Annotated in this window: 16 protein-coding genes and 1 pseudogene; 12 read left to right on the forward strand and 5 right to left on the reverse strand. The window is 68.3% G+C overall.

Annotated features, from left to right (window positions below; all coding sequences use genetic code 11):
- The gene (locus tag AWC14_RS08735; protein WP_142281627.1) at positions 1 to 660 is read right to left on the reverse strand and encodes an ACT domain-containing protein; all 660 of its coding nucleotides are present in this window, start codon (positions 658 to 660) and stop codon (positions 1 to 3) included.
- A 73-nt stretch (positions 661 to 733) separates the two neighbouring features.
- Between AWC14_RS08735 and gatC the strand changes: the two genes are divergently transcribed.
- The 6 genes from gatC to gatB all read left to right on the forward strand — a co-directional run bounded on the left by gatC (position 734) and on the right by gatB (position 7,163).
- Positions 734 to 1,033, forward strand: coding sequence for an Asp-tRNA(Asn)/Glu-tRNA(Gln) amidotransferase subunit GatC (gene gatC / locus AWC14_RS08740; RefSeq protein WP_045383715.1), 300 nt, complete (start codon positions 734 to 736; stop codon positions 1,031 to 1,033).
- On the forward strand, positions 1,030 to 2,502 hold the full coding sequence (gene gatA / locus AWC14_RS08745) for an Asp-tRNA(Asn)/Glu-tRNA(Gln) amidotransferase subunit GatA (protein WP_045383717.1): 1,473 nt from the start codon (positions 1,030 to 1,032) through the stop codon (positions 2,500 to 2,502). The genes gatC and gatA overlap by 4 nt, the downstream gene beginning before the upstream one ends.
- Positions 2,503 to 2,595: 93 nt before the next feature.
- Complete coding sequence (locus AWC14_RS08750) at positions 2,596 to 3,627, forward strand: ATP-dependent 6-phosphofructokinase (protein WP_045383720.1); 1,032 nt, start codon at positions 2,596 to 2,598, stop codon at positions 3,625 to 3,627.
- 153 nt (positions 3,628 to 3,780) lie between these two features.
- The gene (locus AWC14_RS08755) at positions 3,781 to 4,785 is read left to right on the forward strand and encodes a MinD/ParA family ATP-binding protein (RefSeq protein WP_081968300.1); all 1,005 of its coding nucleotides are present in this window, start codon (positions 3,781 to 3,783) and stop codon (positions 4,783 to 4,785) included.
- 151 nt (positions 4,786 to 4,936) lie between these two features.
- Positions 4,937 to 5,641: a PAS and ANTAR domain-containing protein gene (locus AWC14_RS08760; protein WP_045383722.1), complete on the forward strand. Its 705-nt coding sequence runs from the start codon at positions 4,937 to 4,939 to the stop codon at positions 5,639 to 5,641.
- Between the two features lie 10 nt (positions 5,642 to 5,651).
- Positions 5,652 to 7,163, forward strand: coding sequence for an Asp-tRNA(Asn)/Glu-tRNA(Gln) amidotransferase subunit GatB (gene gatB, locus AWC14_RS08765; protein ID WP_045383724.1), 1,512 nt, complete (start codon positions 5,652 to 5,654; stop codon positions 7,161 to 7,163).
- A gap of 4 nt (positions 7,164 to 7,167) precedes the next feature.
- Here the strand turns inward: gatB and AWC14_RS08770 are convergent, their stop codons facing one another.
- Positions 7,168 to 8,061, reverse strand: coding sequence for an RNA polymerase sigma-70 factor (locus AWC14_RS08770; protein WP_045383755.1), 894 nt, complete (start codon positions 8,059 to 8,061; stop codon positions 7,168 to 7,170).
- Complete coding sequence (locus AWC14_RS08775) at positions 8,058 to 9,218, reverse strand: NAD(P)/FAD-dependent oxidoreductase (protein WP_045383726.1); 1,161 nt, start codon at positions 9,216 to 9,218, stop codon at positions 8,058 to 8,060. Before AWC14_RS08775 ends, AWC14_RS08770 begins: the two co-directional genes overlap by 4 nt.
- A 181-nt stretch (positions 9,219 to 9,399) precedes the next feature.
- On the opposite strand from AWC14_RS08775, the gene AWC14_RS08780 reads away from it, so the two are divergent.
- From AWC14_RS08780 to AWC14_RS08805, 6 genes and pseudogenes are all read left to right on the forward strand, one after another.
- The gene (locus tag AWC14_RS08780; protein WP_045383730.1) at positions 9,400 to 9,837 is read left to right on the forward strand and encodes a hypothetical protein; all 438 of its coding nucleotides are present in this window, start codon (positions 9,400 to 9,402) and stop codon (positions 9,835 to 9,837) included.
- A gap of 12 nt (positions 9,838 to 9,849) precedes the next feature.
- On the forward strand, positions 9,850 to 10,554 hold the full coding sequence (locus tag AWC14_RS08785; RefSeq protein WP_045383733.1) for a TetR/AcrR family transcriptional regulator: 705 nt from the start codon (positions 9,850 to 9,852) through the stop codon (positions 10,552 to 10,554).
- Positions 10,555 to 10,648: 94 nt separating this feature from the next.
- The gene (locus AWC14_RS08790) at positions 10,649 to 11,575 is read left to right on the forward strand and encodes a S1C family serine protease (RefSeq protein ID WP_045383736.1); all 927 of its coding nucleotides are present in this window, start codon (positions 10,649 to 10,651) and stop codon (positions 11,573 to 11,575) included.
- A 14-nt stretch (positions 11,576 to 11,589) separates the two neighbouring features.
- Complete coding sequence (locus AWC14_RS08795; protein ID WP_045383738.1) at positions 11,590 to 12,750, forward strand: oxygenase MpaB family protein; 1,161 nt, start codon at positions 11,590 to 11,592, stop codon at positions 12,748 to 12,750.
- 18 nt (positions 12,751 to 12,768) lie between these two features.
- Complete coding sequence (locus AWC14_RS08800) at positions 12,769 to 13,956, forward strand: MFS transporter (RefSeq protein WP_193393854.1); 1,188 nt, start codon at positions 12,769 to 12,771, stop codon at positions 13,954 to 13,956.
- Between the two features lie 83 nt (positions 13,957 to 14,039).
- Positions 14,040 to 15,059: pseudogene (locus AWC14_RS08805) on the forward strand (MFS transporter); the annotation flags it as partial.
- 133 nt (positions 15,060 to 15,192) lie between these two features.
- Here AWC14_RS08805 and AWC14_RS08810 read toward each other — a convergent pair.
- Entirely contained in the window at positions 15,193 to 16,203 is a 1,011-nt protein-coding gene (locus tag AWC14_RS08810; RefSeq protein WP_045384471.1) for a 3-isopropylmalate dehydrogenase, read from the reverse strand.
- A complete protein-coding gene (serA, locus tag AWC14_RS08815) occupies positions 16,200 to 17,786 on the reverse strand; it encodes a phosphoglycerate dehydrogenase (protein WP_045384469.1) in 1,587 nt (528 codons plus the stop codon). Before serA ends, AWC14_RS08810 begins: the two co-directional genes overlap by 4 nt.
- Between the last annotated feature and the right edge of the window lie 12 nt (positions 17,787 to 17,798).

The following is a 17,798-nucleotide window of genomic DNA, read 5'->3' on the forward strand; positions in this document are numbered from 1 at the left end:
TCAGTGCAGCAGCGTCGCCACGATGCCGGCCAGATAACCCAGCCGCGCCACCTCGGACGGCCGAAACTCCGGGCCCCCGGGCCGGCCCAGCAGCAGCGCGGTGTTCGGCTCTCCCAGCGGCGCCGCCACCAGCGTGGTGTCCATCTGCCGCCAGACCTGTGGCACCCAGTCGGCGTCGCCATCCAGCGCGGAGGCTCGCTCGATCGGCATCCACGGCGCGGTATCCGGCTGGGTTTCCGGGGTGCCCGAGCTGCCGACGACCAGCTGCAGGCCGCCCGGCGCAGCGCATAGCACCGCACACCAGCCCACGCGCACGACGCGCGGTGCCTCGTCGACCAGTACCCGCAGCTTGGCCGGCGTGGCGCCGGCCGCCGCGACGTGGTCGATGAGTTCGAGTTCGCGGTGGGCTTCCAGCAGTCCGGTGTGCGGTCGCAGGCTGTCCACCCGGACGCCGTTCAGCGCTTCGGCCGCAGTGATCAGCGTGTCGGGCATCGCCGCGGGCGGCAGCTCGACCACCAGATCGTCGATCGCATAGCCGGACCCGCGCTCGACCACGTCAAGCGAGAGGATGTCGGCGCCCACCGAGCCGAGCGCGACCGCCAGCGAACCGAGACTGCCCGGTCGGTCGGCCAGCTGAACCCGCAGCAGATAGGAAGGCACGCGCACACTGTTTCACAGCCCGGCGGCTGCGGCATTTCGGCGGGCATCGCTGCGCTGGGTACGCTTTTGCCTCGTGTCCCAGATCTCCCGTGACGACGTGGCCCACCTGGCCCGGCTGGCCCGGCTGGCGTTGACCGACGCCGAACTGGACAGCTTTGCCGGCCAGCTCGACGCCATCCTGACGCACGTCAGCCAAATCCAGGCCGTCGATGTCACCGGTGTCGAAGCGACCGACAACCCGCTCAAGGACGTCAACGTCACCCGACCCGACGAGATCGGCCCCTGCCTGACGCAGCAGCAGGCGCTCGACCAGGCGCCCGCCGCGGTCGACGGCCGCTTCGCCGTCCCGCAAATCCTCGGGGAAGAGCAGTGAGCGACCTCGTCCGGCTGGACGCTGCCACGCTGGCCGCCAAAATCGCGGCCAAAGAGGTGTCGTCGGTCGAAATCACCCAGGCCTGCCTCGACCAGATCGAGGCCACCGACGAGCGCTACGGCGCTTTCTTGCACGTCGCGGCCGAGAATGCGCTGGCCGCCGCGGCCGCCGTCGACAACGCGCAACAGCTGCCGTCCGCACTGGCGGGGGTACCGCTGGCGCTCAAGGACGTGTTCACCACCGTCGACATGCCCACCACCTGCGGCTCCAAGATCCTGGAGGGCTGGCGCTCTCCGTACGACGCCACCGTCACGGCACGGTTGCGGGCGGCGGGCATTCCGATCCTCGGCAAGACCAACATGGACGAGTTCGCGATGGGCTCGTCGACGGAGAACTCCGCCTACGGCCCTACCCGCAACCCGTGGGACACCGAGCGGGTGCCCGGCGGTTCGGGCGGGGGCAGCGCGGCGGCGCTGGCGGCGTTTCAGGCGCCGCTGGCGATCGGCACCGACACCGGCGGCTCGATCCGCCAGCCGGCCGCGCTGACCGCGACCGTCGGCGTCAAGCCCACCTACGGCACGGTGTCGCGGTACGGCCTGGTGGCGTGTGCGTCGTCGCTGGACCAGGGCGGGCCGTGCGCGCGCACGGTGCTGGACGCCGCGCTGCTGCACCGGGTGATCGCCGGGCACGACACGCGTGATTCGACGTCGGTCGACGCCCCAATCCCCGACGTCGTCGGCGCCGCGAAAGCCGGTGCGGCAGGGGATCTCCAAGGCGTGCGCATCGGGGTGGTCCGCCAACTGCACAGCGGCGAGGGCTACCAGCCCGGCGTGCTGGCGTCGTTCAACGACGCGGTCGAGCAGCTGACCAAGCTTGGCGCCGAAGTGAGCGAAGTCGACTGCCCTCATTTCGATTACGCGCTGGCCGCCTACTACCTGATCCTGCCGTCGGAGGTGTCGAGCAACCTGGCCCGCTTCGACGCGATGCGCTACGGCCTGCGGGTCGGCGACGACGGCACGCACAGCGCCGAAGAGGTGATGGCGCTGACCCGCGCCGCCGGGTTCGGCCCGGAAGTCAAGCGGCGCATCATGATCGGCACCTACGCGTTGTCGGCGGGCTACTACGACGCCTACTACAACCAGGCCCAGAAGGTGCGCACGCTGATCGCCCGCGATCTCGACGAGGCCTACAAGTCGGTCGACGTGCTGGTGTCGCCCGCAACCCCGACGACCGCATTCCGGTTGGGGGAGAAGGTCGACGACCCGCTGGCCATGTATCTGTTCGACCTGTGCACGCTGCCGCTGAACCTGGCGGGCCATTGCGGCATGTCGGTGCCGTCGGGGCTGTCGCCGGACGACGGGTTGCCGGTCGGCCTGCAGATCATGGCGCCGGCGCTGGCCGACGACCGGCTGTACCGGGTGGGCGCCGCCTACGAGGCCGCCCGCGGCCCGCTGCCGTCGGCTATCTGACGGCGAGCAGACGCAGAATCGCATAAAAATCGCCCGGCGCGTGCGATTTTGCGTCTGCTCGCGCCACGGGACGGCACCCGGCAAGATGGGGCTATGCGGATCGGGGTTCTCACCGGAGGCGGCGACTGTCCAGGGCTCAACGCGGTCATCCGGGCGGTGGTGCGCACCTGCGACGCCCGGTACGGCTCGTCGGTGGTCGGTTTCCAGGACGGCTGGCGCGGCTTGCTGGAGAACCGGCGCATCCAGCTGCACAACGACGACCGCAACGACCGGCTGCTGTCCAAGGGCGGCACGATGCTCGGCACCGCCCGTGTGCATCCGGACAAGTTGCGTGCCGGGCTGCCGCAGATCATGCAGACCCTCGACGACAACGGCATCGACGTGCTGATCCCGATCGGTGGCGAGGGCACGCTGACCGCCGCACACTGGCTTTCCGAGGAGAACGTTCCCGTCGTCGGCGTGCCGAAGACCATCGACAACGACATCGACTGCACCGACGTGACTTTCGGCCACGACACCGCGCTGACGGTCGCCACCGACGCGATCGACCGGCTGCACAGCACCGCCGAATCACACCAGCGGGTGATGCTGGTGGAGGTGATGGGCCGGCATGCCGGCTGGATCGCGCTGAACGCCGGGCTGGCCTCCGGCGCACATATGACACTGATCCCCGAACAGCCCTTCGACGTCGAAGAGGTGTGCCGGCTGGTCAAGAGGCGCTTTCAGCGCGGCGACTCCCACTTCGTCTGCGTGGTGGCCGAGGGCGCCAAACCGATTCCGGGCTCGATGATGCTGCGTGAGGGCGGCATCGACGAATTCGGGCATGAGCGCTTCACCGGCGTGGCGACCCAACTCGCGGCCGAGGTGGAAAAGCGGATCAACAAGGACGTGCGCGTGACGGTGCTGGGCCACGTGCAGCGCGGCGGTACCCCGACGGCCTTCGACCGGGTACTGGCCACCCGGTTCGGGGTGAACGCGGCCGACGCGGCGCACGCCGGCGAGTACGGCCAGATGGTGTCGCTGCGCGGCCAGGACATCGGCCGGGTGCCGCTGGCCGACGCGGTCCGCCAGCTCAAGCTGGTACCGCAGAGCCGCTATGACGACGCGGCCGCCTTTTTCGGCTGACGGCGATCGCAAGCGCGGCGTAGCCGGGCGCTGCGGGTCGCCGCCAACGAGCGACGTCCACCCCGCGTTCACCCGCGGGCCACTAACCTTTCACCGAATCCCGGCCATTGGCAAGGTTTTCCGACCGTCCCGGCCGGTGCTACGGTCGGGAACATGAATAACCGCGGCCCTGATCGCGGCATGTTTCAACAGACGGAACCGCTGGCGGGAGGACGGCAGGCGGCGCGCCGGCGCAATGATGCACGCGCGTACTCGCCCCCGTCGCCGGCGGACATCCGTGCGACGGTTCCGCTGGCCAACATGGATGCGCCGGTCCAGGCTGAGCCCGAGCAGGCCGTGCTTGACAGCGTCGAGGACGTCGAGGTCCCCGCCAAACCGGGCTTGCGCAATTTGTTCGCCCAACTGACCCGAGGCGAACCCGGGCAAGGCAAACCGAGGGCCCACGAACGCGACCTGCGCGAGCGGATCCGCGTGCCGGTGGTCGGCGCCTTCCCGATCGCGGTGGTGAGCGCCAAGAGCGGGGTCGGAAAAACGGCCGTCGTCGAGACGCTCGGCTCCATTTTCGCCGAGGCGCGCGACGACCGGGTGATCGCGGTCGACGTCGACACCGGAGACCTCGCCGGTCGCCTCGGTAGCCGAAACAGCTCGGGTTTGGATGTTTTCGGGCATCCGGACTATGCGCACAGTGACTGGCAGATCAAGCGCGACGACGTCGTCAAGGCGTTCTCGATGCTGCGCAAACGATACTCAGTGCTGCTGGTGGATTGCGGCAAGACACTCAAATCCAATGTGACCGAAGCGGTTTTGTCGGAGTCCGAGGCTCTGGTGCTGGTGACCAACACGTCCATCGACGCCATCAGGAAGACTTGGTCGATGCTGGACTGGTTGGGCAGCAACGGGTATCAGAACCTGGTCGAGTCGGCCGTACTGGCGATCAACCGCACCGAGCAACGAAAACCGCGGGCTTGGGTCAGCAAGGAACTACGGGAGTTGTCGGAACGATTTTCACCCGAGCGCGTGGTGGTGTTGCCTTTCGACCGGCACGTGCATGACGACAACCAGATCCTCCCGTCGCGGTTGAGCCAGGAGAGCCGGCGCCGCTACCTCGAACTGGCTGCCGCGCTCGCCGACATGTTCGGCGGACAGCAACGGCGCTGAACGTAACGAATAGCTGTAACGTAACGTTCGTGGTTGCGACGACGTTGACCTGCAGCGTGTGCGGCGCCAGTTTCCAGGCCCGGTCCGCCGCGCGCTACCCCGGGACGGTCCGCTCGTCACCGCCTCCTCTAGACGACGTAGAAAGTGGTTCGTGGCCGGCGAACTAGACGGTCAGACAACCGAGGCCGAGCAGGCGCTGGCCGCTGGTGCGCCGCAGCGGGTGGGATGGTTCCGCTTCTTTTTCGACGACCAGCGCTGGGAATGGTCCGAGCAAGTGCAGCGCATGCACGGCTACGAGCCGGGCACGGTGACGCCCACGACCGAATTGGTGCTCTCCCACAAGCACCCCGACGATCGGCGGCAGGTGGCCGCCACCATCGACAACGTCCTGCACACCCGCCAGCCGTTCAGCACCCGGCATCGCATCCTGGACACCGGCGGCGCCGTGCACCACGTCGTGGTGGTGGGCGATCAGCTGACCGACGGCGGCGGTGTGGTTGTCGGCACCCACGGCTACTACGTCGACATCACCCCCGCCTCGGACCAGCCCGGCGAAGATGCGATCACGGAGAAGGTGGCCGAGATCACCGGCCAGCGGTCGAGCATCGAACAGGCCAAGGGCATGCTGATGCTCGTCTACGGCATCGACGCCGACGCCGCCTTCGGCCTGCTCAAGTGGCGATCGCAGGAAAGCAACGTCAAGTTGCGGCTGCTTGCCCAGCAGGTCGCTGCGGACTTCTGCGCTGCCAGTCGAGATGGCATCCCGTCGCGCTCGGTTTTCGACCATCTGTTGCTTACGGCGCACGAACGGGTGGGCGGGTCGCCTGAAGAACCCGCGGGAACGATGAGCTCCTAGGATCTAGTCCATGACTGTTGCTGCGGTTGAGCTGCTCGACTACGACGACGTCGTCGCACGCTACGAGCCGGTGCTCGGCCTGGAAGTGCACGTCGAGCTGTCCACCGCCACCAAGATGTTCTGCAGCTGCGCCACCGCCTTCGGCGCCGAGCCCAACACCCAGGTGTGCCCGGTGTGCCTGGGCCTGCCGGGGTCGCTGCCGGTGCTCAACCAGGCTGCCGTCGAGTCGGCGATCCGGATCGGGCTGGCGCTGAATTGCGAGATCGTGCCGTGGTGTCGCTTTGCCCGGAAGAACTACTTCTATCCGGACATGCCCAAGAACTACCAGATCTCGCAGTACGACGAGCCAATCGCCGTCAATGGCCACCTCGATGTGCCACTCGAGGACGGCACCACCTGGCGCGTCGACATCGAACGCGCGCACATGGAGGAGGACACCGGCAAGCTGACCCACATCGGCAGCGAGACCGGCCGCATCCACGGCGCGACCACGTCGCTGATCGACTACAACCGCGCCGGCGTGCCGCTGATCGAGATCGTCACCAAGCCGATCGTCGGAACCGGTGAGCGGGCCCCGCAGATCGCCCGGGCCTACGTGACTGCACTGCGAGACCTGTTGCGCGCGTTGGGGGTTTCCGATGTGCGGATGGACCAGGGTTCGATGCGCTGCGATGCGAACGTATCGCTGATGCCGGTCGGTGCCGAACAGTTCGGCACCCGCACCGAGACCAAGAACGTCAACTCGCTGAAAAGCGTCGAGGTCGCGGTCCGCTACGAAATGCAACGGCAGGGCGCTGTTTTGGCGTCTGGCGGGCGGGTCACCCAGGAGACCCGGCACTTCCACGAGTCCGGCTACACCAGCCCGGGCCGCACCAAGGAAACCGCCGAGGACTACCGCTATTTCCCCGAACCCGACCTGGAGCCGGTGGCGCCCAGCGCCGAGTTCGTCGACCGCCTGCGCCAGACCATTCCCGAGCTACCGTGGTTGCGCCGCAAGCAAATCCAGCAGGAGTGGGGCGTCTCCGACGAGGTGATGCGCGATCTGGTCAACGCCGGCGCCATCGACCTGGTGATCGCCACCGTCGAACACGGCGCCTCCAGCGACAAGGCGCGCGCTTGGTGGGGCAGCTTCCTGATGCAGAAGGCCAACGAGGCCGGTGTCGACCTCGACGCGTTGCCGATCACGCCCAAGCAGGTCGCCGAGGTCATCGCGCTGGTCGACGACGGCAAGTTGTCCAACAAACTGGCCCGCCAAGTGGTCGAAGGTGTGCTGGCCGGCGAGGGCGAGCCCGCACAGGTGATGACGGCCCGGGGGCTGGCCGTGGTGCGCGACGATTCGCTGATCCAGGCCGCGGTGAACGAGGCGCTGGCCGCCAACGCCGACATCGCGGAGAAGATTCGCGGCGGCAAGGTGCAGGCGGCTGGCGCGATCGTCGGCGCCGTGATGAAGGCGACCAAGGGCCAGGCCGACGCGGCGCGGGTGCGCGAACTGGTGCTCAAGGCCTGCGGCCAACAGGCCTAGCACGCTACATCCTGGCCACACCGTCGGCGACGGCCCCGAGCTTGTCGGGATTGGCCACGTTGTGGATGGTGACGATGCGCCCGTCGGCGTCGAGATCGACTGTCAGGGTGGCGATCACGCGTCCCGCACCGCTGAAGACGATGCCCGGTCCGCCGTTGATGTCGACGACTTCGACTGCCATCTCCGCGATGTCGACGCCCTCGTAGGGTCGCTTGATCGTGCCGGCGATCCAGGCAGCCACCTTTTCGTTGCCCAGGATGGGACGCAGTGCCTGGCGGACCTTTCCGCCGCCGTCGGTCCAGAGCGTGACGTCGGGGGCGAGAAGTTCCATGAGCTCGTTGATGTCACCGCCGGCGGCTGCGGCGAAGAACCGCTCGGTGATCTCGCGCTTCTTGGCGTGGTCCGTCTCGAACCGGGGTCGCCGGGCCTGCACATGTTCGCGCGCTCGATGACCGGCCTGGCGCACGGCGGACTCGGAACGGTCCAGGGCTTCGGCGATTTCGGCGTAGCTGAAGGCGAACACTTCTTTGAGGACGAAAACGGCGCGCTCCAACGGACTCAGCGTCTCCAGCACCACCAGCATCGCCATTGACACCGACTCGGCGGCAGCGACGTCGTCGGCGGTGTCCGCGCTGGTGAGGATCGGCTCCGGAAGCCACGGGCCCACATAGGTTTCCCGTTGCCGCTGGCTGGACCGGAGCCGATCCATCGACAGGTTGGAGACGATCCGTCCCAGATAGGCCTTCGGATCGGCGACCTGCCCCCGGTCGGCCGCCGACCATTTGAACCATGCGTCTTGGACGACGTCCTCGGCGTCTGCGGCTGTGCCCAGGATCCGGTACGCGATAGCGAACAACAGCTTGCGGTGGTCCTCGAAGGTCTGCTGGTCGCTGCTCATCGCGTGAACCGGCCGCCGCGGCGCCACGTCGTGGTGCCCACCGACGGCACTGCCTTGAGCAGCCGGTAGGTCGGCCACGGGCTGGAACTCACCGTCTCTTTGTACGCGACGGCCCACCGGCCGGCCAAGTAGAACCGCGAGGGGCTGTCGTCGGGGCGGGTGAACTGGATGACCGCGTCGCGACGCCCCAAGCTCACCGGCTGGTGCACGTAGCCGAATCGAAACTTCTTGGGCTGCTTGCCTTTCAGTTGCCGGCTGATCGACGCGGCGGCGTGCAGCGCCGTCGGGATTCCGCTTTGGCAGGTGCCGTGCATGACCCCGTACCGCTGCCGGATGGCGGCGGCGTCGCCGACGGCGTAGACGTTGGGGTGTGACACCGAGCGCAGCGACTCGTCGGTGACGATCCGGCCGCGCTCGTCGACCCGCAATCCCGCGGCGGCCGCCAGCGGTGACACCCGCACCCCGGTGGTCCACAGCACTGCCTGCGCGCCAACCACGTCGCCGTCGGCCAGCGCCACGCCGTCGGCCATCACCTTGACGATCTCGGTACCGGAGCGGACCTGCACGCCCAATCGGGTCAATCCCGCGTGCAGGCGTGCCTGTGCCTTGGGGCCCATCATCGAGCCCGGTGTCGTCCGGCTCAGCAGGACGACGTCCAGTTCGGGATGCTGCTCGGCGATCTCGGCAGCGGATTCGACACCGGTCAGGCCGCCGCCCGCCACCACGACGGTGCCGTCGCCGAGCCGATCCAGCTGTTCGGCGAACAATGCCGCGTCGTGTGCGCTGTTCAGCGTGTACGCGAACTCGTCGACGCCCGGCACCGCGGCGGTGTCCGCGACGCTGCCGAGCGCATAGACCAACGTGTCGTAGCGCAGGGTGCGCACGTCGTCGACGCGGACGGTCTGCGCGTCGGCGTCGATGGCCGTAACCCAGCCCTCGACGAACGTGACGGCGGTGCCCTCGAGCAGATCGGGGATCTGCAAGTCGGCCAGCTGTTGGCCGGACGCGACCTGGTGCAGGCGCAGCCTCTCAGTGAACCGGCGCTCCGGGTTGACCAGCGTGATGTGGGTGTCCTCGCGGCGGCGCACCCGCGCTGCCAGGCTGATGGCCGCGGCCATGCCGGTGTATCCGCCGCCGATGATCACGATCTCGTTCATGGTCTTGCCCTTTCGTGTGTGAACTGCTGACGCACACCAGACGGATCGTGCGGACGGATTTGTGACACATGTTCGGCAACCGCGGAATCTTGCGGACCTGTTAGACCGGTGGTCTAATCTATAGACCGGTGGTCTAAAACGAAGACGACGTCCGCCGCCACGTCGAGAAGGTTCGGTAACCATGCGCACCCCTACCGCCCCGGCCGATCGCTCGCAGCGCACGCGCTCATTCGCACGCGTGCTCGGTCCGTTCATCGCCGTCGTGCCCGCGATCGTCGCGATCAGAGCGAAAAGCGTCGGGAGCCAGCTGTCGGGTTTCGCCGACGACCCGATGTGGCCGTGGGTGCTGGGCGCGCTGCTCTTCTTTGCCGGCCTGTTCGTCGTTGCGTTCCACCAGTATTGGGGCAGCATTGCGGCGGTGATCATTTCGCTGTTCGGCTGGTTTTTGCTGCTGCGAGGCTTCGCATTGCTTGCCACGCCACAGCTGATCGTCCAAGGGGCCGAAAACGCCACCGAAGCATCGAGCCCTGCCATCGGCGCCGTGCGGGCCGGTTTCGGGTTGCTCGCGCTGTGCGGCCTGTACCTGACATATGTGGGGTGGCTGAAGAAGTCCGACTGATTCGATACCGCCATGCCGCGTGTCGTGAAACCCAAGGACGTCCGGAGGGGCGAAGTGCTCGACCAGGCACTCGCGCTCTTCCTCGAACGTGGTTATGAAAATGTCAGTCTCAACGACCTTCTCGCTGCGACAGGCACGTCGAAAGGCGCTTTCTACCACTACTTCCCATCCAAGGAGGCACTAATCACCGCGCTGGCGCAACGCAGCGCCGCGGAGGCCTTCGAAGCTTTGCGCCCGGTCTTCGAGCAGCCCGGCAAGAACGCGCTGGAACGCCTCAACGCGGGACTTGCGGCGAGTTATCAGGTCAAGATCGCCATGGGGGCCCCCGAACAGATCGCGGCTATGACGCCACTGTTCGAGCCGAACAACCACGCGCTGTTCGCCAAGATCGTGACGATCTGGGAGGACCTCTTCCGGCCGGTACTCACCGAAGTCATCACCCAGGGAGTACGCGAGGGCGTGTTCGACACCTTCGATCCCGAGGGCGTCGGTGACATCATTCAGGGGTTCGCGGCCAGCCTGCAGACCAACCTGGTTCAGGTACTCAATGCACGCGACGCGAAATCCCGACGCAAGGCCATCGATGACTGCGTGAAGCGCATCAAGCTGCACGGCATTACGACCGACCGGATCCTCGGTCTGCCCGACGGGTCGACGGCAGTGCTCGACCGCGAGCAGGTCGAGGCGATGGTGGCGCTCCTCAAGCCCGCCGGTTAGAGCTCCCACTCGCGTGCCGCTGCGCCTGACGGGCGCGGCGTAAGCCCACGGCGAACAGGGGCATACCTCGCACCGCTGCAACGCTGACGCGGGTATGCCTGACGACGCCGACGCGCTGGACGCGTACTCGGCGGTGGTTACCGCCGTCGCCCAGGCGGTGCTGCCCAGCGTCGCCAGCCTCGCGGTACGCAGCCGCCGCGGCAACGGCGCGGGCAGCGCAAGCGTCATCACGCCCGACGGCTACCTTCTGACCAGTGCGCACGTCGTCGCCGGAGCACGTACTGCGCAGGCGACATTCACCGACGGCACGACGGTGGGCGTCGATATCGCCGGGCGCGACGAACTCTCCGACCTCGCCGTGCTCAAAGCCCGTGGTGCCGTTCCCGCCCCGGTCACGATGGGACGCGCGGAGGATCTCCGCGTCGGCCAATTGGTTGTGGCGGTGGGCAATCCGCTCGGGCTGGCCGGCAGCGTCACGGCTGGCATTGTCTCCGGTCTCGGGCGCTCACTGCCCACCCGTGCCGGCCGGGTCGTCGACGAGGTGATCCAAACCGATGCCGCGCTGAATCCGGGAAACAGCGGCGGCGTGTTGTCCGATGGCCGCGGACAGATGGTCGGGGTGAACACCGCAGTCGCGGGAGTCGGCCTGGGCCTGGCTGTACCGATCAACGCGTCGACCCACAAGATCATCGCCGCCTTGATGCATGCCGGCCGGGTGCGCCGCGCATGGCTCGGCATCGCCGGCGCACATATTCCGGTGCCGCCCGTCGTCGCCGCCAAACTAGGCACCACGCACGGGCTGCAGATCGCCAGTGTGGTCGCGGGCAGCCCGGCCGCCGAAGCCGGCCTGCGCCGTGGCGACATCGTCGTCAGTGTCGACGGCAAGAACGTGGTGACCGCCACCGCGATTCAGCAGCTCATGGTCGAAGATGCGATCGCGCGCCGCATCGAGATGACGGTGTGGCGTAACGGCGCGCTCGTCGACGTGTTCGTGGTACCGCGCGAGCTCGCCGAACGCTGAGCCATCATGGCTAGGTGAGCGACGTCTTCATGCGCCTGTTGGCGCCCGGCGACGTGCGGGCCACCGTCGCGCAGCGGGAATCGTTTCGTCGCTTCGCCACCATCGGTGACCCGCTGGCCGACGACATCGTGGCGATGATGCAGCGATTGCCGACCGGAGAAGGCCGGCGCATGTTCGATGTCGCCGTCGAGCAGGGCATCGACGCAGTCACCGACCCGCCCGAGGAGCTGGTGGCGTTTTTCGCCCAGGTCGACGACCGGCCGTACTGGCTGGACCACGCCAAGCTCGACCTGGCAGCGCGAGTGACGATGCGGACGGGCCTGGTCGGCATCGGGCTGGCCCTGCCGGGCCTGGCGCTCACCGGCGGCTACCTGGCGTCCAAGGCCGACAAGCCGCTGGTGGGGACCGGCGATCTGCGCCGGATGGCGCCGCGGCGGCTCAACGAGACCGCGACCTGGTTCATCGACGTCACCTCCCCTGGCGGCCTGCAGCGTTTCGCGCCGGGTTTCACCGGCACGCTGCGGGTCCGGCTGATGCATGCGATGGTGCGCGCGGCCATGAGCCGCCGCGACGACTGGGACTTCGCCGCCTGGGATCACCCGCTCAACCAGGTGCAGCTGGCCGGCACGCTGATGCTGTTCTCGCTGGCGAACCTGGCCGGGTGCCAGGCGATGGGCGTGAAGTTCTCGGCGCGCGAGCGCGACGCGGTCTTTCACCTGTGGCGCTACGTGGGTCTGCTGATGGGCGTGTACCCGGAACTGGTCCCGGCGACCGAAGACGACACGTGGCGGCTCTTCTGGCTCGAGGCCGACACCGAGTTCCGGCCCGACGAGGACTCCTATCGGCTGGCGCAGGCGCTGCACACCGGTCCGCCGGATGAGGATCCGCTGACCGCGCTGGCCCGGGGCTTTTTGTCCTCCTACAGCCGGCTGATGCTGGGCCGGTCGAACGCCGACCAGCTCGGTCTGCCGGACAACAAGCCGCTGCAGGCGGCGGTGCTGGCCACCTCGGCGATCAACCGGGTTTTCGAGTTCCGCCGGCTGCTGCCGGGCGCGACGCGGCTCAGCGAAGAATTCGGGCAATGGTCGCGGCGGCGCTTCGTCGGCCGTGGCCTCCGTGAGACGGGCGGCGACCGCAGCTACCGGCGTCACGACGTCCTGGCCGCCACCGGCTGACGTCTGCACCATGGAAGGGTGCCGGCAGCAACGATCAGCGCGACGCGGCGCTGGTCCCTGCTGGGCATTTCACTGGCGGCGACACTGTGCGCCACCGTCTTCATCAACGGCATCGCGTTCCTGATCCCGGCGCTGGATGCTGAACGCGGCATCAGCCTCGCCGAAGCCGGTCTGCTGTCGTCGATGCCCAGCCTCGGCATGGTGCTGACGCTGATCGCCTGGGGCTACCTACTGGACCTGGTCGGCGAGCGGGTCGTGCTCACCGTGGGCCTGGCGCTGACCGCGGCGGCCGCCTTCGGCGCGGCGTCGGTGCACTCCATGCTGACCATCGGAGCGTGCCTGTTCGCGGGTGGTATGGCCGCGGCCAGCGCCAACACGGCCAGCGGCCGACTGGTGACCGGCTGGTTTCCCAAGGACCAGCGCGGGCTGGCGATGGGCATCCGCCAGACCGCTCAGCCGCTGGGAATTGCGTTGGCGGCCTTGGTTCTTCCCGAGCTCGGCCAACGCGATTTCTCGGTGGCGCTGCTGTTTCCGGGATCGGTTTGCGCAGCTGCGGCGGTCGCCAGCGCCATCGGCGTGCTCGACCCAGCGCGAAAGACACGGGCAGCGGCCAGCGCCGACGAACTTGCCAACCCCTACCGCGGCGCCGCGGTGCTCTGGCGCCTGCACCTGGCGTCGGCGCTGCTGATGGTGCCGCAGACCGTCGTGTTGACGTTCATGCTGGTGTGGCTGATCCGCGCACACGGCTGGTCGACCGCGGCGGCCGGCGCGCTGGTCAGCGTCTCGCAACTGCTCGGGGCGCTGGGCCGGATCGCCGCCGGCAGGTGGTCGGATCGGGTCGGCTCGCGGATGCGGCCGATCCGCACGATCGCCGTGGGTGCCACCGTCGTCATGGCGGTGCTGGCGCTGACCGATCGCTTGGGTTCGCCGCTTGCCGTGCCGATCATGGTCGTCGCGTCGGTGATCACCGTGCTCGACAACGGGTTGGCGTTCACCGCGATCCCCGAATTCGCCGGGCCGTTTTGGAGCGGACGCGCGATGGGCGCCCAGAACACCACCCAGCGGTTGACCGCCGGCGCCGGCCCGCCGGTCTTCGGTGAATTGATCGATGCGGGCGGTTATCCGCTGGCATTCGCGGTGTGCGCGCTGTTCCCGATCCTGGCGCTGCCGATAGTGCCGGTAGGCGCCCGGCCGCGCGGCACGTGAGTTTGCCGACATCGCCGCCACATGCGTGTGGAACGATGTCTTGAATGGCGACGGAGTCGATCGGTGCCGGAACTCGCTGGTCGATGGTGGCGATCTCGCTGGCTGTGACGGCGAGTGCGTTCATCTTCATCAACGGCGTCGCCTTCCTGATCCCCGCGCTGGAAGCCGAACGCGGTACCGCGCTGGCTGAGGCCGGTCTGTTGGCAGCCATGCCGAGCTTCGGAATGGTGGTCACGCTGATCGCCTGGGGCGCCCTGCTCGATCGGGTGGGCGAGCGAATCGTGCTCACGACGGGGTCGGCACTGACGGCGGCCGCCGCCTACGCCGCGACGACAGTCCACTCGCTGATTGCCATCGGGGCGTTTCTGTTCGTCGGTGGCATGGCCGCAGCCAGTTGCAACACGGCCGGCGGTCGGCTGGTGTCCGGCTGGTTCCCGCCGCATCACCGCGGGCTGGCGATGGGAATCCGCCAAACAGCGCAGCCAGTGGGAATTGCCTTGGGCGCCTTGGTGATTCCGGAGCTGGCCGAACGCGGCCCAGTGGCCGGGCTGATGTTTCCGGCGTTTATGTGCACGGTGTCGGCGGTGGCCAGCGCGATCGGGGTGATCGACCCGCCGCGCAAGCCGCGGGCTGCTGCGACCGAGCAGGAGTTGGCCAACCCGTATCGCGGCCGCCCGAAGGTCTTGCGGCGCATCCACATCACGTCGTCGCTGCTGATGATGCCGCAGACGGTGACGGTCACGTTCATGCTCGTCTGGTTGATCAACGACCACAATTGGTCGATCGCGTCGGCCGGCGCGCTGGTCACCATCTCGCAGTTGCTCGGCGCCGTCGGGCGGATCCTGGCCGGCCGATGGTCGGACCGGGTGGGCTCGCGAATGCGGCCGCTACGGACGGTCGCCATCGCGGCCGCGCTGAGCATGTTCCTGTTGGGCCTGATCGACCGGGTGGGCTGGCGACTCGAGGTGGTGGTCATGGTCGCCGCAGCGGTGATCGCCGTGCTCGACAACGGGTTGGAGTCCACCGCGATCACCGAGTACGCCGGGCCGTACTGGAGCGGACGGGCGCTCGGCATCCAAAACACCACTCAGCGACTCACCGCCGCGGCCGGACCGCCGGTGTTCGGGGCGCTGATCACGGCGGCCGGTTATCCCACGGCGTGGCTGGTATGCGGACTGTTCCCGCTCGCTGCGATTCCGTTCGTCCCGACCCGCGTGTTGCCGCCGGGCCTGGAGACTAGAGCGCGGACGCGATCCGTTCGCCGACTTCGGCGGTGGATAACTTTTCGGTCGGGCGACTGGCCAGATGGGTCGCCACGGCCCGGTCCACTCGCGCGGCGGCAGCGTCTTCGCCGAGGTGGGACAGCAGCAGCGCCACCGACATGATCGCCGCCGTCGGGTCGGCGATCCCCTGACCGGCGATGTCGGGCGCGCTGCCGTGGACCGGCTCGAACATCGACGGGTTGGTCCGGGTGGCGTCGATGTTGCCACTGGCGGCCAAGCCGATTCCGCCGCACACCGCGGCGGCCAGGTCGGTGATGATGTCGCCGAACAGGTTGTCGGTGACGATCACGTCGAAGCGGCCGGGGTCGGTGACCAGATGGATGGTCGCGGCGTCGACGTGCTGGTAGGAAACGTCGACCTCCGGGTACTTCTCGCCGACCTCCTGCACGGTCCGCGACCACAGCGAGCCGGCAAACGTGAGCACGTTGGTCTTGTGCACCAGTGTGAGCTTTTTGCGGCGCTGCTGGGCGCGCTCGAAGGCGTCCTGCACGACGCGGCGCACACCGAAGGCGGTGTTGATGCTGACTTCGGTGGCTACCTCGTGGGCGGTGCCGACGCGGATCGCGCCGCCGGTGCCGGTGTAGGGGCCTTCGGTGCCCTCGCGGACCACGACGAAGTCGATTTCCGGGTTGCCGCGTAACGGGCTGTCCACGCCCGGGTAGAGCCGCGCGGGTCGCAAGTTGATGTGGTGGTCCAGCTCGAAGCGCAGTCGCAGCAGCAGGCCACGTTCGAGCACGCCGCTGGGCACCGACGGGTCGCCGATGGCGCCGAGCAGGATCGCGTCGTGTGCGCGCAGCTCGGCGATCGCCGAATCGGGCAGCACCTCCCCTGTGGCGTGGAAGCGCCGGGCACCCAGGTCGTAGCTCGTCTTCTCCACCCCGGGCAGCACGGTGTCGAGAACCTTGACGGCTTCGGCTACCACCTCGGGGCCGATCCCGTCGCCGGGAATCACCGCTAGCTTCACGAAAGATCAACCACCTCAAGCTTGTTGGCATCGACGGCCACCGCGATGGCCGACCGCACGTCGTCGGGGACATCGCGGTCCAGCCGCAGCAGGATTGTCGCGCCGGGGCCCTCGGTGTCCTCGGACAGCTGCGCGGCGTGGATGTTCACACCGGCCGCGCCGAGCAGGGTGCCGATCTTGCCCAGCGCGCCGGGCTGGTCGATGTAGTTGATCACCAGGTTGGTGCCCTGGGCGCGCAAATCGAAGTTGCGCCCGTTGATTTGGACGATCTTCTCCACCAGCTGCGGCCCGGTCAACGTGCCGGCGACGTTGACGACCGAGCCGTCGGAGGCCACCGCCCGCACGTCGACGACGCTGCGGTGGTTGGGGCTTTCGGTGGCGGTGCTGATGTCGGCGACGACCCCGCGTTCTTCGGCGATCGCCGGAGCGTTGACGAACGTGACCGGGTCCTCGATGACTGCGGAGAACAAGCCGCGAAGGGCCGAAAGTCGCAGCACCTCAACGTCTTCCGACGCCAGCTCACCGCGCACCTGCACCGACAGCGAGGCGGGCAGCTCGTCGGACAGCGCACCGGCCAACACGCCGAGCTTGCGCACCAGATCCAGCCAGGGCGCCACCTCCTCGCTGACCACGCCGGCGCCGACGTTGACTGCGTCGGGCACGAATTCGCCGGCCAGCGCCAGCTTTACGCTGGCCGCCACATCGGTGCCGGCGCGGTCCTGGGCTTCGGCGGTGGAAGCCCCGAGATGCGGGGTGACGACTACTTGCGGCAATTCGAATAGCGGGCTGTCCGTGCAGGGCTCGCTGGCGAACACGTCGATGCCGGCGGCCCGCACGTGGCCGCTGGACACTGCTTCGGCCAGCGCGGACTCGTCGACCAGCCCGCCGCGTGCGGCGTTGACGATGATGACCCCCGGCTTGGTTTTGGCCAGAGCCTCCTTGTCGATCAACCCGGCGGTCTCCGGTGTCTTGGGCAGATGCACGGAGATGAAGTCGGCGCGGGCCAGCAGCTCGTCGAGGGTGAGCAGCTCGATGCCCAGCTGCGCGGCGCGGGCCGGCGACACATACGGGTCGTAGGCCACCAGGTAGGCGCCGAAGGCGGCCAACCGCTGGGCCACCAGCTGGCCGATGCGGCCCAGGCCGACGACGCCGACGGTCTTGCCGAAGATCTCGGTGCCGGAGAACGACGAGCGCTTCCACTCGTGGGCGCGCAGCGACGCGTCGGCCGCGGTGATCTGGCGGGCGGCGGCCAGCAGCAGCGCGATCGCGTGTTCGGCTGCGCTGTGGATGTTCGATGTCGGCGCGTTGACCACGAGCACGCCGCGGGCGGTGGCGGCGTCGACGTCGACGTTGTCCAGCCCGACGCCGGCGCGCGCGACGATCTTGAGCTTGGGTGCGGCGGATAGCACCTCGGCGTCGACGGTGGTGGCCGAGCGCACCAGCAGCGCGTCGGCATCCGGTACCGCGGCCAGCAGCTTCTGCCGGTCCGGGCCGTCCACCCAGCGCACCTCTACCTGGTCGCCCAGAGCTTCGACGGTCGATTCGGCAAGTTTGTCAGCGATCAAGACAACGGGAAGGCTCACCCGGCCAGCCTA

Source organism: Mycobacterium kyorinense (assembly GCF_002101735.1).
Lineage (GTDB): Bacteria > Actinomycetota > Actinomycetes > Mycobacteriales > Mycobacteriaceae > Mycobacterium > Mycobacterium kyorinense.

Coding starts and splice junctions, on each gene's coding strand:
- AWC14_RS08750 (WP_045383720.1), top strand. CDS start 2,596: ATGCGGATCGGGGTTCTCACCGGAGGCGGCGACTGTCCAGGGCTCAAC.
- AWC14_RS08755 (WP_081968300.1), top strand. CDS start 3,781: ATGAATAACCGCGGCCCTGATCGCGGCATGTTTCAACAGACGGAACCG.
- gatB (WP_045383724.1), top strand. CDS start 5,652: ATGACTGTTGCTGCGGTTGAGCTGCTCGACTACGACGACGTCGTCGCA.
- AWC14_RS08770 (WP_045383755.1), bottom strand. CDS start 8,061: ATGAGCAGCGACCAGCAGACCTTCGAGGACCACCGCAAGCTGTTGTTC.
- AWC14_RS08775 (WP_045383726.1), bottom strand. CDS start 9,218: ATGAACGAGATCGTGATCATCGGCGGCGGATACACCGGCATGGCCGCG.
- AWC14_RS08780 (WP_045383730.1), top strand. CDS start 9,400: ATGCGCACCCCTACCGCCCCGGCCGATCGCTCGCAGCGCACGCGCTCA.
- AWC14_RS08785 (WP_045383733.1), top strand. CDS start 9,850: ATGCCGCGTGTCGTGAAACCCAAGGACGTCCGGAGGGGCGAAGTGCTC.
- AWC14_RS08790 (WP_045383736.1), top strand. CDS start 10,649: ATGCCTGACGACGCCGACGCGCTGGACGCGTACTCGGCGGTGGTTACC.